The organism is Streptomyces sp. R11, assembly GCF_041051905.1.
Classification (GTDB): Bacteria; Actinomycetota; Actinomycetes; order Streptomycetales; family Streptomycetaceae; genus Streptomyces.
Genome location: NZ_CP163432.1, coordinates 5,626,891 through 5,641,570, shown reverse-complemented (window position 1 = coordinate 5,641,570; position 14,680 = coordinate 5,626,891). Strand labels below are relative to the sequence as shown.

Here is a 14,680-nt window from a genome sequence, read left to right as displayed (position 1 = left end):
GCCGTCCGGCTTCAGCTGTGTGCGGTGTGGTCGAGGATCGCGCGGGCGAGGGGCTTGTGGATCTCCGGCGGAAGGGAGTGGGCCATGCCGGGGAGCTCCACGAGGTCGGCACCGTGGATCGTCTGGGTCAGGTGGTGGGCGTGCGGGAGGGGGTAGACGGGTTCGGCGGGGGCTGAGATGACGAGGGTGGGGACGGTGGTCCGGGCGAGCTGCTCGGTGCGGAGCATGCCGGAGGTGTCGGCGCGGGCATGGGCGTCGCCTGGCCTGTGGTGGCCGGTGTGGGCGATGACCTTGCGTTCCAGGGTGCGGAAGTAGTCCGTGTCGAAGGGGAGTTGGTCGCCGGACAGGGCCCGCCAGTGTTCGACCCGCCGGTCCAGCTCTGCCTCCTGGCCCTGGTCCGTCCACGGCTGGGACCACAGTTCGATGATGCGGGGGTCGACGCCGGGGAGTTCCTGCGGCGGGGTGCGGGTGCCGTCCGGGTGGAGGTACGGGACGTCGCTGAGGGCCCCCGTGCCGATCAGGGTCGCACTGAACAGGCGGTCGGGGTGATCGGCGATCAGGAGCTGGGTGAGCATGCCGCCCAGTGACATGCCGACGACATGGGCACGTGCGACGCCAAGTCCGTCCAGGACCGCGAGGGCGTCGTCGGCGAGGGTTGTGAGGGGGTAGGGGTGGCTGTCGAATGCCCAGGTGGAGCGGCCGGTGTCGCGATGGTCGTAGCGGATGACGCGGTGCTGTGCGGCGAGGAGGTCGACCAGCTCGTCCGGCCAGCCGAGGCCGGAGGCCTGTGCGCCCATGATCAGCAGGAGCGGGGGCGCGTCGGGGGCGCCGCGGTCTTCTGCCCAGAGGTGGATGCCGGGTTCTGCGTCGATGACATGTTCCATGTGGCCCCCTTGGAGTGCGAGACGATACGTATCGTATCGCATCACCGCCGCTGCCGCTCCCGGTCGGTCATGCCGTCCTCAGGCTCCTGGGCTTGGTGCGCCGGCCGGCGCTTTCAGAGGATCACGTGCGGAAGGAAGCGCGCGTACTCGTCCGTGATCAGGCCGGACGACTCGCGGATGCCCAGGCCCGCCGACTCGCCCTCGACGACCCACGCGCCGAGGACGACGTGATTGCCGTCGAAGGCGGGGAGGGGGGCCAACTGCTGGTAGCAGCAAGGTGCTTCGCGGACGACGGGGTCGGCTCCGGTGGTGTTCGAGGACGTCGGCTCGTGCACGGTCACCCCGGCGCCTTCCCGGCCCAGCAGGGGCTTGGCGACGTAGCCCGTCGTCCTCGCCAGCTCCCGTGGCCCGTCGAGATGGGCGGCGAGCAGGTTCGGGTGGTCCGGGTAGAGCTCCCAGAGGATGGCGAGGAGGGCCTTGTTGCTGAGGAGCATCTTCCAGGCGGGCTCGATCCACAGGGTCGAGCCGGTGCCGCCGCCGTTGTCCAGGGTGCCGAGGACGTGGTCGGCGAAGCGGTCGGTGGTGAGCCACTCCCAGGGGTAGAGCTTGAAGCAGCTGCGGATGAAGCGCAGTCGGGTGTCGACGAAGCGGCCGGACAGGCGGTCCCAGCCGATCTCCTCCATGGAGATCCAGCCGGTGTCCAGCCCCGCCTGCTCCGCGGTCTCCTTCAGATAGGCGACGGTCATCATGTCCTCGCCGAGTTCGTCGGCGGAGGAGTACGCGAAGTACAGGGGGCTGCCGGGCGGGAGCAGGGCGGACTGCTTCTTCCAGGCGGCGACGAGGCGTTCGTGGAGGGAGTTCCACTGGTCGGCACCGGGGAAGCGTTCCTCCATCCAGAACCACTGGGGCGAGGCCGCCTCGACGAGGGACGTGGGGGTGTCGGCGTTGTACTCCAGGAGTTTCGCCGGGCCGGTGCCGTCGTAGCGCAGGTCGAAGCGGCCGTAGACGGAGGGGAGTTCGGCGCGTCGGTGCCAGGCGTCGGTGACCGCGTGCACGATGCGCGGGTCGGTCATGCCGAGGTCGGCGAAGCGGTTCTCCGCGACGATGTGCTCGGCCGCCGTCAGGCACATGTGGTGCAGTTCTTCGACGACCTCCTCCAGCGCCTCGACCTCCGCCAGGGAGAAGACGTAGTAGGCGCTCTCGTCCCAGTACGGGCGCAGGGAGTTGTCGGGGTGGCGGGTGAGGGGATAGACGAGCCCCTGCTCCTCGACGGTCTGCTGCCAGCCGGGGCGGGGGGTGGTCGTGCGGCGCTCCATCGTCTACGGGTCCTGCTCAGCCGCCGCTGCTGCCTGAGCCCGAGCAGCCGAATCCGCCGCGGTCGACGGCCTCGCTGCGGCTGAAGGTGCCGTAGTCGGCGCGGCCGCCGGAGACGTCGGCGTCGTAGTACCAGGCGGCGTCCGCGCTGCCGGTCTTCTTCTTGCCGCCCGTGCCGCTCTTGCCGTACGAGGTGCTCGAACCCGTACCGGACTTGCAGTTCTTGTCCGCGACGACCTTGTAGCCCTCGTAGGTGTAGCTGTCGCGGTCGACGCAGCGGCGGTCCGGATCCGAGCCGCAGGAGGTGAGGGCCGCGGCTATGACGCCCATGCCGCCGAGGACGACGGTGCTGGAGCGCAGCCTGCGTCGTGTTTCCGCCATGTGTGTCTCCCCCGATGTGCCCGATGGTCCGCGATGGTTCCGATGAAGCTGACCGACCGACTGAATCTGATGGTCCGGTTGTTCCTCGTCCGGCGGACAGCCTAGAGATCGTTTCGTATGGAGCTGTCGGGGGGCTGCCCATTCGTTGCTCACCTACAGTCGCTTTGTGCTGTTTGGGATGGTGTGTGCGCTGGGTGCGGCGGTCTGTTTCGGTACGGCCACCGTCCTGCAGGCGATGGCCGCGCGGGCGGCGAGTGCGCAGGGCGGCCGGGGCGGCGAGGCGGGGGTGCTGCTGCGGGCGCTTCGGCAGTGGCGCTATCTGGCCGGGCTGGCCCTGGACGGGCTGGGGTTCGGCTTGCAGGTCGTCGCCCTGCGGTCGCTTCCCATCTACGCCGTCGGGGCGGCGCTGGCGTCCAGTCTCGCGGTGACGGCGGTCGTCGCGGCGCGGTTGCTGCGGGTGCGGTTGCGGCGCAGCGAGTGGGCCGCGGTGGTGGTGGTGTGTGCCGGGCTCGCGATGCTCGGGCTCGCTTCGGGGGCGGAGGGGGATCGGGAGGGGTCGGACGCGCTCAGGTTCGCGATGCTCGGGGTGGCTCTGGGGGTGTGCTGGGATCGGGCTGGCGGGTGGGCGGTTGCCGGAGCGGGGGCGGGGGTTGGTGCTGGGGTTGGCCGCGGGGTTCGGGTTCGGGGTGGTCGAGGTGGCGGTGCGGTTGATCGACTCGGTGGCTGTGCCGGAGCTGTTGGCCAACCCGGCGACGTATGCGCTGTTGTTGGGGGGCGGGGCTGCGTTTCTGGCATTGACGTCGGCGTTGCAGCGGGGGTCTGTGACGACTGCGACGGCGGCGATGGTGATCGGGGAGACGGTTGGGCCGGCGCTGGTGGGGGTGGTGTGGTTGGGGGATCGTACGCGGGAGGGGTTGGCCTGGCTGGCGGTGCTGGGGTTTGTGGTGTCGGTGGTGGGGGCGTTGGCGTTGGCGCGGTTCGGAGAGGCGCCGGTTGCCTCCGGCGAGGAGGGGGAGGCTCGGGTGGCCGACTGAGGGGCCGTTGGCTGCGCCCCCGCCGCCCCTACCCTTCCCGTCCTTGAAGGGGCTCCCGGCCCTTCGACCCCAGACCTGGGGGCTGCCGCCCCCAGACCCCCGCCATCGGCCTGAACGGCCTCGTCCTCAAACGCCGGACGGGCTGAAGTGCCTGGACCGGCGCCGAGAAGGGGCCGTGCAAGCCCCGGCCCCGCAGAACAGGCGCCACGCCCGCACCCCCTCACGGCAACACCCTCCCCAACGCCTCCAACGCCCCCGCCCACGCATGGTCCGGCGGTGTCCCGTATCCCACGACCAAGGCGTCCAGCGGCGGAACCGTGGCCGACTCGTGGCGGTAGGCCGTCAGGCCGTGGAGGGCCAGGCCCTGCCAGGTTGCCGCCTGGGTGACGGACTGTTCCGTGCCGGGTGGGAGGCGGAGGACGGCGTGGAGGCCGGCGGCGATGCCGGTGACCTCTAGGTGGGGGGCGTAGGTGGCGAGGGTGCGGACCAGGGCGTCTCTGCGGCGGCGGTAGCGCAGGCGGGCGGCGCGGACGTGGCGGTCGTAGGCGCCGGAGGTGAGGAACTCCGCCAGGGTCAGCTGGTCCGGGGTGCCGCAGGTGTCCACGCCTCCCTTCGCCTCCGTCACCTCCTCCAGCAAGGTCGGCGGCAACACCATCCAGCCCAGGCGCAGGCCGGGGGCGAGGGACTTGCTGGCCGTGCCGAGGTAGACGACGCGGTCGGGATCCAGGCCCTGAAGTGCGCCGACGGGCTGGCGGTCGTAGCGGAACTCGCCGTCGTAGTCGTCCTCCAGGACCACACCGCCGGTGCGGCGCGCCCAGTCGACCACCGTCGCCCGGCGGTCGCGGTGCAGGGGCACGCCCATCGGGAACTGGTGGGCGGGGGTGAGGAGGACCGCCCCCTCATCGCTCAACCGGCCCGGGTTCGTGCCCAGTTCGTCGAAGGGCAGCGGGGTCGTGGACAGACCCGCTCTCGTCAGCTGCCTCCAGTGCGGTGGCAGGCCGTACGACTCCACGGCCACCGTCTTCAGCCCGCGCGCCCGTAGCACGGTGGCGAGCAGGTGCAGGCCGTGTGCGAACCCGGCGCACACGATGATGTGATCGGGGTCGGCGCGTACCCCGCGGGCTCGGGAGAGGTAGCCGGCGAGGGCGGTACGCAGCTCGACACGGCCGCGCGGGTCGCCGTAGCCGAGGGCATGGTTCGGGGCGGCGAGGAACGCGCGGCGGGCCGCCTTGAGCCACTCCGTGCGGGGGAACGCGGAGAGGTCGGGGGTGCCTGGGACCAGGTCGTAGGCGGGGCGGGGGCGCTCCGGACGGGGACCCGTGGAGGGTCGGGCGGGGGCGTGAGGTGGGGCGATGGCGCGGGGTGCGGTGCCGGCGCCGGGCGCGGTGGCCCCGCCGGATGCCGACCTGGCGCCGGCCGCGGTCGTGGCGCCGGATGCCGTCACCCCGTCCCCCGGCGGGATCACCTCCCGGTCGGCCACCCTCGTGCCCGACCCCTGGCGGGCGGTGAGCCAGCCCTCCGCGACCAGTTCGGCGTAGGCCTCGGCGACCGTGTTGCGGGCGATGCCCAGGTCGGCGGCGAGGGAGCGGGAGGAGGGCAGGCGGGTGCCCGGGGCGAGGCGGCCGGTGCGGACCGCTTCGCGCAGGGCGGCTGTCAGGCCCCGGCGCAGGCCCCCTCCCGCCGGTTCCAGGTGGAGGTCGACGCCCAGAGTGGCCCAAGGTTTCGGCATGGAAGTGGACCATACTCCTGGGCTGCTTCGCTCCTAGGGTCGAGATCATGACGACGACAGACACGACCACGACCTCGACCGCTACCAGCACCTCGACCTCAGCCTCGACGATCGAGTACGCCCCCGAACGCCCCGCCCGCCTGCAGTGGGCCCTGCTCGCCCCCGACGTCTACAAGGCGATGATCCGGCTCGACACCGCCGCCAAGCAGGGCCTCGACCACAGGCTGTACGAGCTGGTGAAGATCCGTGCGTCGCAGATCAACCACTGCGCGTTCTGCGTCGACATGCACAGCAAGGACGCGCTCGCGGCGGGTGAGAGCGTCGAGCGGATCATCCAGCTCAGTGCCTGGGACGAGTCGCGGCACTTCTACACCGAGAAGGAGGTCGCCGCCCTGGAGCTGACCGAGGCGGTGACGGTCCTGACGGACGGCTTCGTGCCGGACGAGGTGTACGAGCGGGCCGCCAAGCACTTCGAGGCGGCCGAGCTGGCTCAGTTGATCTCGGCGATCGCAGTGATCAACGCCTGGAACCGGTTCGGCGTGACCTTCCGCATGGCGCCCGGCCACCACCATCCCGCACAGCACGCGGGCGGGCACAAGTGACGGCCCGAACGGCCCGAACGGCCCGAACGATCCGGACCCGGTTTCTCGACCCAGCGGTCGGGCAGGCCATGTCCTCCCTCAGCGCCACCGCGAAGAAAGGGCTCGGCGACCCCGCGCTCGCCGAGCTCGTCGTGATCCGGGCCTCGCAGCTCAACCACTGCGCCTTCTGCCTGGACATGCATCTCACGATCGCCCGCAAGTGCGGCGTGAGCGAGCGGCAGCTCGATCTGCTGGCCGCCTGGGAGGAGGCCGAGGACGTCTACGACGAGCGGGAGCGGGCCGCGCTCGCGCTGACCGAGGCGGTCACGGTCCTCACGGACGGCTTCGTGCCCGACGATGTGTACGAGCGGGCCGCCGCGCACTTCGACGACTCCGAACTCGCCCATCTCATCGGGCTGGTCGTCGCCATCAACAACTGGAACCGGGTGATGGTCGCCCGCCGCATTCCACCAGGGGGATACCCGACGTGACCGAACGACGGACGGAAACCGTGAGCAAGGTCGACGCCTTACGCGCACTGCACCGGCGCCGCTCCCCCGGCGACCCGCTGGTCCTGCCCGGTCCCTGGGACGCCGCCAGCGCCCGCGTCTTCGTCGAGGCGGGTTTCCCAGCGCTCGCCACGCCGAGTGCGGGGATCGCCGCCTCCCTCGGTCACGAGGACGGGCGGACCCCGGCCGACGAGATGTTCGCGGCGGTCGCGCGGATCGTGCGGGCGGTCGGCGTGCCGGTGTCGGCGGACATCGAGGGCGGGTACGGGATCGCGCCGAAGGAGCTGGTGGAAAGGCTGCTGGAGACCGGGGCCGTGGGGTGCAACTTGGAGGACTCCGAGGGCGGGGTCCTGAAGGATCCGCGCCGGCACGCCGAGTGGCTCGCCGAGGTGCGGCACGCCGCCGCCGACCGGCTCTTCGTCAACGCCAGGATCGACACGTTCATCCGGGCGGGCCAGGACGCCGACCCCAAGCAGGCCGCCGAACAGGCCATCGAGCGCGCCGCCCGGTACGTCGCCGCCGGCGCCGACTGCGTCTATCCGATCGGCGCCCCCGTGAACGTACTGCCACTGCTGCGGTCCGGCATCCAGGGGCCGATCAACGTGCACGGCACCGTGACCGGCGGCCCCTCGCCCGCCGAACTCGGCGAACTCGGGGCCACCCGCATCACGTTCGGGCCGGGACTCCACCGCACCGCCACTCAGGCGCTGCGCGGCATCGCCGCCGACCTCACCACGTGAACGTCAGGACAGCCACGCCTTCCATGTGGACTCGTGGCTGTCCACCCACTTCTTCGCCGCCTCCTCGGGCGACAGCTTCTGGTCGGCGATCATCAGGGAGACCTCGTTCTGGTCCTCGGTCGTCCACTTGAACTTCTTCAGCAGGGCCGCCGCCTCGCCGCCGTTCTTGGAGAAGTCGGCGTTGAGGTACTTCTGCAGCGGGGTGTGCGGATAGGCGCAGGCGACCTTCTCCGGGTCCGCGTCGCAGCCCTCCTTGTACGCCGGCAGCTTCACCTCGGTCATCGGGACCTTCTTGAACAGCCACTGCGGCGAGTACCAGTACGTCAGGAAGGGCTTCTTCTCCTTGGCGAACTGGTTGATCTGCGTGATCTGCGCGGCCTCCGAACCGGCGAACACGACCTGGTAGTCCAGGTCGAGATTCTTCACCAGCGCCTTGTCGTTGGTGACGTAGGAGGGCGAGCCGTCCATCAGCTGGCCCTTGCCGCCGCTCTCGGCGGTGCGCATCTGCTCGGCGTACTTGTTGAGGTTCTTCCAGTCGGTGACGTCCGGGTGCTGCTTGGCGAAGTACGTCGGGACGTACCAGCCGATGTGCCCCGTGACCCCGAGGTCGCCGCCGGGCACGATCGTCTTCTTGTCCTTGACGTACCGCTGCTCCTCCTCCGGGTGGCCCCAGTCCTCCAGGAGCGCGTCGACCCGGCCCTGGCTGAGGGCGTCCCAGGCGGGCACCTCGTCGATCTGGACGGTGTCGACGCGATAGTCGAGCTTCTTCTCCAGCAGGTACTGCACGACGGCCACGTTGGCCTGCGCGCCGACCCAGGACTGGACGGACAGCGTCACGGTCCTGGCGCCCTGCGCGTTGGCGAACGGCGAGGCCTGCTTGGTCATGTCGGCGGCGCCGCAGCCGGTCAGGGTCAGCAGGGCCAGCGAGGACATGCCGGCCACCACGGCAGTCGTACGAAACGCACGGGTACTACGCGTACGAAGTCGCATGTCACGCTCCCTTCTTCGCGCGGCGTCCAGTCGGCTGGGTCACGCGGTCCAGCATCAGGCCCAGGCAGACGATCGCCGCGCCGGCCACCAGACCGGTCGCGAGGTCGCCCTGTGCGAGGCCGAAGACGACGTCGTAGCCGAGCGCGCCACCGCCGACCAGACCGCCGATGATGACGACGGCGAGGACCAGGACCACGCCCTGGTTGACGGCGAGCAGCAACGCCGGGCGGGCGAGCGGGAGCTGGACCTGCCGCAGCTGCTGGGCCGGGGTCGCGCCGAGTGAGCGGGACGACTCCAGGGCGGCCGGGTCGACCTGGCGCAGGCCCTGGGTGGTGATGCGGACCACGGCGGGCAGGGCGTAGACGACGGCTGCGGCGACCGCGGGTGCGCGGCCGACGCCGAACAGCGCGACCACCGGGATCAGGTACACGAACTGCGGCATCGTCTGGAAGACGTCCAGGACAGGCCGCAGCAGGCGTTCGAAGCGGTCACTGCGGGCCGCCGCGATGCCGGTCGCGAAGCCCAGGACCAGCGTGACGGCGACGGCCGCGAGGACCTGGGAGAGGGTGTCGAGCGACGGCCCCCACACGCCCAGTACGCCGATCGCGGCCATGGCGAGCACGGCGGTCAGCGCGGTGCGCCAGGTGCCGATCAGCCAGGCGAGGGTGGCGACGATCAGCAGGACCGACCACCAGGGCAGCCACTGCAGGCCGTCGCGAACGGGGTCGAGGACCCAGGTGGTGAAGTGGGCCGCCCAGTCGGCGGTGCCGCCGATCACGGGGACGCCGGAGTAGAGGTGGGCGGTCATCCAGTCGACGGCGCGGTTGACCGGCTCGGCGATGTTCAGGGTCCAGGCGTCGGGCCAGTCGAGGCGGCCCAGGAGACGTCCGGCGACGGCTACGGCGACGGCGGCGACCAGGGCGTACAGCCAGCGCGCCCGGCCGTTCGGCTGGGGCTCGTCACCGAGGCTCTCCCCGGCCGCGCAGGTCACCCGGTCCAGTACGACGGCGAGGAGCACGATCGGGATGCCGGCCGCGAGCGCCGCGCCGACGTCGACCGAGGCCAGCGCCTGGTAGACGCGGTCACCGAGGCCGCCGGCGCCGATGACGGAGGCGATGACCGCCATCGACAGCGCCATCATGATCGTCTGGTTGAGACCGAGCAGGAGTTCCTTGCGGGCCAGCGGGATGCGGGCGGTCAGCAGGCGCTGCCGTGCGGTGGCGCCCAGCGACTCGACGGCTTCCAGCACCTCCTTGTCGGCGCCGCGCAGGCCGAGGGCGGTGAGGCGGGCCATCGGCGGGGCGGCGTAGACGACGGTGGCCAGGACGGCCGCGGGCACACCGATGCCGAAGACCAGGACGACGGGGAGCAGGTAGGCGAAGGCCGGGAGCACCTGCATGGTGTCCAGGACGGGACGCAGGACCCGGTCCATACGGTCGGACAGCCCGGCGGCGAGACCCAGCAGCATGCCCACGACGACCGAGGCGAGGACCGCCACGATCATCAGCGCGAGGGTCTGCATGGTCGGGATCCACATGCCGAGGAACCCGCAGGCCAGGAACGCGGCAGCCGTGCCGGTGGCGAGCCGCAGGCCCGCGACGCGCCAGGCGATCAGGGACGCGGCGGCCGTGACGCCGGCCCAGCCGGCGGCGAGCAGCACCAGGTACACGGCGCGTACGCAGATCACGACCGCGTTGCTGATGTGGCCGAAGAAGTAGAGGAACAGCGGGTGGCTGTCCCGGTTGTCGATGATCCAGTCGCTGGTCCTGGTGAGCGGCTCGGAGAAGTCGACGGTGAGCGCGGAGGGCCAGGTGCCGCTCGCCCAGCGGGCGTTCGCCAGCGGGACGAGGATCGCGGCGACGAGCGCCAGCAGCAGGAGCTTGCGGACGACCGGGCGTTTGAGGAAGCCGGGCGCGGTGGCCCTGGGGGCGGCGGCTGTGACGGCGGCCATCAAGCCACCTCCTTACTCTTCTCCACGCCCGCACCCTGCTGCGTCCCCGCCACGACACCGAGAAGCCGCTCGTGGTCGACGACGCCCAGGCATCGTCCGCCTTCCATGACGCGGGCCGGGGAACCGGTGCGCGCCACGGCCTCGATCGCCTCGGACACCGTCGCGTCCGGCGCGATCGCCGGGCCGTTTCCGGTCTCGTCCGCCGACGCGGCCCGCATGGCCGAACGTACGGTCATGACCTGCTCGCGCGGGACGTCCCGGACGAACTCGCGGACGTAGTCGTCGGCCGGGGAGCCCACGATCTCCTCCGGCGTGCCCAGCTGGACGACGCTCCCGTCGCGCATCAGGGCGATGCGGTCGCCGAGCTTCAGGGCCTCGCTGAGGTCATGGGTGATGAAGACCATCGTGCGGCCCTCCTCGCGGTGCAGGCGCACGACCTCCTCCTGCATGTCCCGACGGATCAGCGGGTCCAGCGCACTGAACGGCTCGTCGAAGAGCAGCACCTCCGGGTCCACCGCCAGCGCCCGCGCCAGGCCCACGCGCTGACGCTGCCCCCCGGACAGCTGGCCCGGCCTGCGGTGCTCCATGCCCTCCAGGCCGACCTTGGCCACCACCTCGGCGGCCCGCTCACGGCGCTCCGCCTTGCCGACGCCCTGGATCTCCAGGCCGTACGCCACGTTGTCCAGGACCGTGCGGTGCGGCAGCAGGCCGAAGTGCTGGAAGACCATCGCGGCGCGGTGGCGGCGCAGTTCGCGCAGCCGGGTCTTGTCCATGGCGCGGACGTCCTCGCCGTCGATGGCTATGGAGCCCGCCGTCGGCTCGATGAGCCGGGTCAGACAGCGCACCAGCGTGGACTTGCCGGAGCCGGACAGGCCCATGACGACGAAGACCTCGCCCTTGCGCACGTCGAAGGACACGTCCCGCACCGCCGCCGTGCAGCCGGTTCGCTCGCGCAGCTCGGCGGGCGCGAGCGAGGCCAGCTCCGGGTCGGCGGGGACGCGGTGCGCCTTCGAGCCGAAGACCTTCCACAGGCCCTCGACGGAGAAGACCGGCGTGTCCTCGGCCGTCGCCGCAGTCGTAGCAGTCGTCGTACTCGTCACGTTCTCGGGCGTCGCAGTACTCATCACGCCTCACTTCCCATCAGGTCGACGGCCTTCTCCCCGACCATGAGCACTCCGATCATCGGGTTCACGGCGGTCATGGTCGGGAAGACGGAGGCGTCGGCGATACGAATTCCGTCCAGGCCGCGGATCCGCAACTGCGGGTCCACCACGGCCAGTTCGTCGTCGGCGGCGCCCATACGGCAGGTACCGGCCGGGTGGTACACGGTGTGCGCGACCTTGCGGGCGTACTCGCTCAGCTCCTCGTCGCCCGTGACGTCCGGGCCGGGGCACACCTCGCGCTTGAGCCAGTTCGCCAGCGGTTCGGTCTTGGCGATCTCGCGGGCGATGCGGATGCCGTCGACGAGGGTGCGGCCGTCGTAGTCGTCCTCGTCGGTGAAGTAGCGGAAGTCGAGCGCGGGCTTCACGGCCGGGTCGGCGCTGGTGAGGTAGAGCCGGCCGCGGCTCTTCGGCTTGGGGATGTTCGGCGTCATGGACACCCCGAACTCCGGCCGCTTGTAGCCCAGTCGCTCCGGGTTGTCCGTGAACGGGATCTGGTAGAAGTGGAACATCAGGTCCGGACCCTGGTGTTCGGGGTCGCGGCGGACGAACAGGCCCGCGTCGGAGTCCATCGCGGAGTTGTCCGGGATCGGGCCCTCGGTCTCCCAGACGATCACCGACTCGGGGTGGTCGAGCAGGTTCTCGCCGACGCCCGGCAGGTCGTGGACCACCGGGATGCCCAGCTCGGTGAGGTCCTCCTTGGGACCGATGCCGGAATGCATCAGCAGCCGCGGCGAGTCGACGGCGCCGGCGCACAGGACGACCTCGCGCCGGGCGCGGACGAGGAGTTCCTCGCCGTCCTTGGTGCGCACGTGGACGCCCTCGGCGCGGGTGCCGTCGAGCTCCAGCTTGTACGCCCAGGTCTCCAGCAGGATCGTCAGGTTCTCGCGCTCGTCCATCACCGGGTGCAGATACGCCACCGACGCCGACGAACGCTTGTTGTTCTCGGGGTGGTAGGCGAGGTCGAAGAAGCCGACGCCCTCGGTGAAGGGCTGCTTGTTGAAGCCCTCGACGCGTGGGACGCCGAGTGCGCCCTGGGCGGCGTCGACGAAGTCGCGGGCGATGGCGTTGCGGTCCTTCTCGTCGACCGGGACGACGTTGTTCTTCAGCCGGGCGTAGTACGCCTCCATCGGCACCGCGCCCCAGCCCGTGGCGCCGGCCTCCTCCCACTCGTCCCAGTCGGACGGCAGCGGCTTGAAGGCTATGAGGGTGTTGTGGCTCGAACACCCGCCGAGGACGCGGGCCCGGCTGTGCCGGATGTGCGAGTTGCCGCGTGGCTGCTCGGTGGTCGGGTAGTCGTAGTCCAGCTCGCCGCCGAGCAGGCCCATCCAGCGGCGCAGCGTGAGGACGTCGTCGCGGCCGACGTCGCTGGGTCCGCCCTCGATCACGGCGACCGTGACGTCGGGGTTCTCGGTGAGGCGGGAGGCGATGACCGAGCCGGCCGTGCCGCCGCCGATCACGACGTAGTCGTAGACATGGGTGCTCTGGGACATGGTGGGGGTGGCTCCAGGGGCGTGCGAGGTCTTACGGGGTTGAGGGGACGGGACCGGACCGGTCAGCCGGCGAACCAGCGGACCGGCTTCGGCGCGAGGTTCTGGTAGACGTGCTTGCTCTCGCGGTACTCGGCGAGTCCGGCGGGGCCGAGTTCGCGGCCCACACCGCTCTTGCCGAAGCCGCCCCACTCCGCCTGCGGGAGGTAGGGGTGGAAGTCGTTGATCCAGACGGTGCCGTGCCGCAGCCGGCCGGCGACCCGACGGGCGCGGCCCGCGTCGGCGGTCCAGACGGCGCCGGCGAGGCCGTACTCGGTGTCGTTGGCGAGGGCGATCGCCTCGTCCTCCGTGCGGAAGGTCTCGACGGTGAGGACCGGGCCGAAGACCTCCTCGCGCACTACGCGCATCTCGCGGTGGCAGTGGTCGAGGACGGTCGGCTCGTAGAAGTAGCCGTTCGCCGGGCGCTCCGGGGACGGTTCGGGCCGCCTGCCGCCGGAGCGCAGCACCGCGCCCTCCTTGAGTGCGGAGTCGACGTACGCCTCGACCTTGGCGCGCTGCTGCTCGGAGACGAGCGGTCCGCACTCGACGCCGTCGGCGGTGCCGCGGCCGAGCCGGATCCGGCCTGCCCTGCGGGCGAGTTCGGCGACGAAGCGGTCCCTGACGGACTCCTCGATGATGAGGCGGCCGCCGGCCGAGCAGACCTGGCCGCTGTGGATGAAGGCGGCGTTGAGGGCCTGGTCGACGGCGGTGTCGAAGGCCTCGTCGGTGGCGCAGGCGTCGGCGAAGACGACGTTGGGGTTCTTGCCGCCGAGTTCGAGGGCGACCTTCTTGACGGAGGGCGCCGCGGCCTGGGCCACCTTCGTGCCGCTGACCAGGCCACCGGTGAAGGAGACGAGGTCGACGTCGGGGTGCTCGGCGAGCCGGGCGCCGACGGAGTGGCCGGGTCCGGTCACGATGTTGGCGACCCCGGCCGGCAGGCCCGCCTCGACGAGCAGCTCGATCAGGGCGATGGTCGTCAGCGGGGTGATCTCGCTGGGCTTGACGACGAAGGTGTTCCCGGCGGCGAGGGCCGGGGCGATCTTCCAACTAGCCTGGAGGAGAGGGTAGTTCCAGGGGGTGATCAGCGCACAGACACCGACCGGCTCATGGACGACGACGCTGTGCAGGTCGGGCGAGCCCGCGTCGACGACCCGGCCCGGGGCCTCGGCGGCGACGAGGTCGGCGAAGTAGCGGAAGGCGTCGGCGACGCAGTCGATGTCGACCCGGCCCTCCTCGACGGTCTTGCCGGCGTCGCGGCTCTCCAGCAGGCCGAGCTTCTCGCGGTCGCGCGTCAGCAGGTCGGCGACGCGGCGCAGCAGGGCGGAGCGCTCGGCGACGGGCGTGCGCGGCCACTCCCCCTGACCGCCGTCGAAGGCGCGGTGGGCTGCCGCCACCGCCAGATCGGTGTCCTTCTCGTCGCCCTCGGCGACCACGGCGAACGGCGTGGCGTCCGCGGGGTCGAGGATCTCGCGCGTCGCGCCGGAGACAGCCGCCCGCCACTCTCCTCCCACGTGGAGGGTGCCGCGCGCCTGGAGTTCCGTACTGTCCGCCATGATCGGTGTTGCCTTCCGTTCCTGTTCAGAGCCCCTGTGTCACACACGTGTCACTCACGGGACCGAGTGCGCCTGCCCCCGACCTCCGAATGCATGCGCGATCCGCGGTCGAAAGTGCGCTGCGTCACGGAAGATGCGAACAAATACGACAAAAGGTGGCCGACTCCTCCCCCTTTCCGACGCAGCGTGTCGTGGCGGAAGGCCGCAGCGGCGGAGCTATCGTCGCCGGCAGCGCCCCGGTGCCGGCGCCGTTCCCGGGATGAGCTGCGACCCTGGCGCGCGGCCGCGGTCCGACCGTCGACATCACGGCGAGGCCGGCGCGACG

Annotated in this window: 12 protein-coding genes and 1 pseudogene; 4 read left to right on the top strand and 9 right to left on the bottom strand. The window is 71.3% G+C overall.

The window, feature by feature from the left end:
• Window positions 1–11 precede the first annotated feature (11 nt).
• From AB5J55_RS26195 to AB5J55_RS26185, 3 genes are all read right to left on the bottom strand, one after another.
• Window positions 12–884 (bottom strand): alpha/beta fold hydrolase, encoded by an 873-nt coding sequence (locus AB5J55_RS26195; RefSeq protein ID WP_369272979.1) that lies wholly within the window; start codon window positions 882–884, stop codon window positions 12–14.
• 113 nt (window positions 885–997) lie between these two features.
• On the bottom strand, window positions 998–2,200 hold the full coding sequence (locus AB5J55_RS26190; RefSeq protein WP_369272978.1) for a glutathionylspermidine synthase family protein: 1,203 nt from the start codon (window positions 2,198–2,200) through the stop codon (window positions 998–1,000).
• 16 nt (window positions 2,201–2,216) lie between these two features.
• Window positions 2,217–2,579, bottom strand: a complete 363-nt coding sequence (locus AB5J55_RS26185) for a hypothetical protein (protein ID WP_369272977.1) — start codon at window positions 2,577–2,579, stop codon at window positions 2,217–2,219.
• Window positions 2,580–2,757: 178 nt separating this feature from the next.
• Here AB5J55_RS26185 and AB5J55_RS26180 point away from each other — a divergent pair.
• Window positions 2,758–3,613 (top strand): annotated as a pseudogene (locus AB5J55_RS26180) (hypothetical protein).
• Between the two features lie 220 nt (window positions 3,614–3,833).
• On the opposite strand, the gene AB5J55_RS26175 reads toward AB5J55_RS26180, so the two are convergent.
• Entirely contained in the window at window positions 3,834–5,342 is a 1,509-nt protein-coding gene (locus tag AB5J55_RS26175; RefSeq protein ID WP_369272976.1) for a PLP-dependent aminotransferase family protein, read from the bottom strand.
• A gap of 47 nt (window positions 5,343–5,389) precedes the next feature.
• Here AB5J55_RS26175 and AB5J55_RS26170 point away from each other — a divergent pair, with 47 nt between their 5' ends.
• Genes AB5J55_RS26170 through AB5J55_RS26160 form a run of 3 tightly spaced genes read left to right on the top strand, consistent with a single transcriptional unit; the run spans window position 5,390 to window position 7,172 of the window.
• Window positions 5,390–5,944 (top strand): carboxymuconolactone decarboxylase family protein, encoded by a 555-nt coding sequence (locus AB5J55_RS26170; protein WP_369272975.1) that lies wholly within the window; start codon window positions 5,390–5,392, stop codon window positions 5,942–5,944.
• Window positions 5,945–5,973: 29 nt separating this feature from the next.
• On the top strand, window positions 5,974–6,414 hold the full coding sequence (locus AB5J55_RS26165) for a carboxymuconolactone decarboxylase family protein (protein WP_369276298.1): 441 nt from the start codon (window positions 5,974–5,976) through the stop codon (window positions 6,412–6,414).
• A 20-nt stretch (window positions 6,415–6,434) separates the two neighbouring features.
• Window positions 6,435–7,172: an isocitrate lyase/phosphoenolpyruvate mutase family protein gene (locus tag AB5J55_RS26160; RefSeq protein ID WP_369276297.1), complete on the top strand. Its 738-nt coding sequence runs from the start codon at window positions 6,435–6,437 to the stop codon at window positions 7,170–7,172.
• Window positions 7,173–7,175: 3 nt separating this feature from the next.
• On the opposite strand, the gene AB5J55_RS26155 is transcribed toward AB5J55_RS26160, so the two are convergent.
• The 5 genes from AB5J55_RS26155 to AB5J55_RS26135 form a co-directional block, all read right to left on the bottom strand.
• A complete protein-coding gene (locus tag AB5J55_RS26155) occupies window positions 7,176–8,105 on the bottom strand; it encodes an ABC transporter substrate-binding protein (protein ID WP_369276296.1) in 930 nt (309 codons plus the stop codon).
• 58 nt (window positions 8,106–8,163) lie between these two features.
• Window positions 8,164–10,113, bottom strand: a complete 1,950-nt coding sequence (locus tag AB5J55_RS26150) for an ABC transporter permease (RefSeq protein ID WP_369272974.1) — start codon at window positions 10,111–10,113, stop codon at window positions 8,164–8,166.
• Window positions 10,113–11,237 (bottom strand): glycine betaine/L-proline ABC transporter ATP-binding protein, encoded by a 1,125-nt coding sequence (locus AB5J55_RS26145; protein ID WP_369272973.1) that lies wholly within the window; start codon window positions 11,235–11,237, stop codon window positions 10,113–10,115. The genes AB5J55_RS26150 and AB5J55_RS26145 overlap by 1 nt, the downstream gene beginning before the upstream one ends.
• Complete coding sequence (locus AB5J55_RS26140) at window positions 11,237–12,766, bottom strand: GMC family oxidoreductase (protein WP_369272972.1); 1,530 nt, start codon at window positions 12,764–12,766, stop codon at window positions 11,237–11,239. Before AB5J55_RS26140 ends, AB5J55_RS26145 begins: the two co-directional genes overlap by 1 nt.
• A 62-nt stretch (window positions 12,767–12,828) precedes the next feature.
• Window positions 12,829–14,355: an aldehyde dehydrogenase family protein gene (locus tag AB5J55_RS26135; RefSeq protein ID WP_369272971.1), complete on the bottom strand. Its 1,527-nt coding sequence runs from the start codon at window positions 14,353–14,355 to the stop codon at window positions 12,829–12,831.
• Between the last annotated feature and the right edge of the window lie 325 nt (window positions 14,356–14,680).

Bases quoted from the DNA above. Each gene is read 5' to 3' on its own strand.
- AB5J55_RS26135 (WP_369272971.1), bottom strand. From the start codon at position 14,355: ATGGCGGACAGTACGGAACTCCAGGCGCGCGGCACCCTCCACGTGGGA.
- AB5J55_RS26170 (WP_369272975.1), top strand. From the start codon at position 5,390: ATGACGACGACAGACACGACCACGACCTCGACCGCTACCAGCACCTCG.
- AB5J55_RS26145 (WP_369272973.1), bottom strand. From the start codon at position 11,237: ATGAGTACTGCGACGCCCGAGAACGTGACGAGTACGACGACTGCTACG.
- AB5J55_RS26185 (WP_369272977.1), bottom strand. From the start codon at position 2,579: ATGGCGGAAACACGACGCAGGCTGCGCTCCAGCACCGTCGTCCTCGGC.
- AB5J55_RS26140 (WP_369272972.1), bottom strand. From the start codon at position 12,766: ATGTCCCAGAGCACCCATGTCTACGACTACGTCGTGATCGGCGGCGGC.
- AB5J55_RS26190 (WP_369272978.1), bottom strand. From the start codon at position 2,200: ATGGAGCGCCGCACGACCACCCCCCGCCCCGGCTGGCAGCAGACCGTC.
- AB5J55_RS26195 (WP_369272979.1), bottom strand. From the start codon at position 884: ATGGAACATGTCATCGACGCAGAACCCGGCATCCACCTCTGGGCAGAA.
- AB5J55_RS26175 (WP_369272976.1), bottom strand. From the start codon at position 5,342: ATGCCGAAACCTTGGGCCACTCTGGGCGTCGACCTCCACCTGGAACCG.
- AB5J55_RS26150 (WP_369272974.1), bottom strand. From the start codon at position 10,113: ATGGCCGCCGTCACAGCCGCCGCCCCCAGGGCCACCGCGCCCGGCTTC.
- AB5J55_RS26155 (WP_369276296.1), bottom strand. From the start codon at position 8,105: ATGTCCTCGCTGGCCCTGCTGACCCTGACCGGCTGCGGCGCCGCCGAC.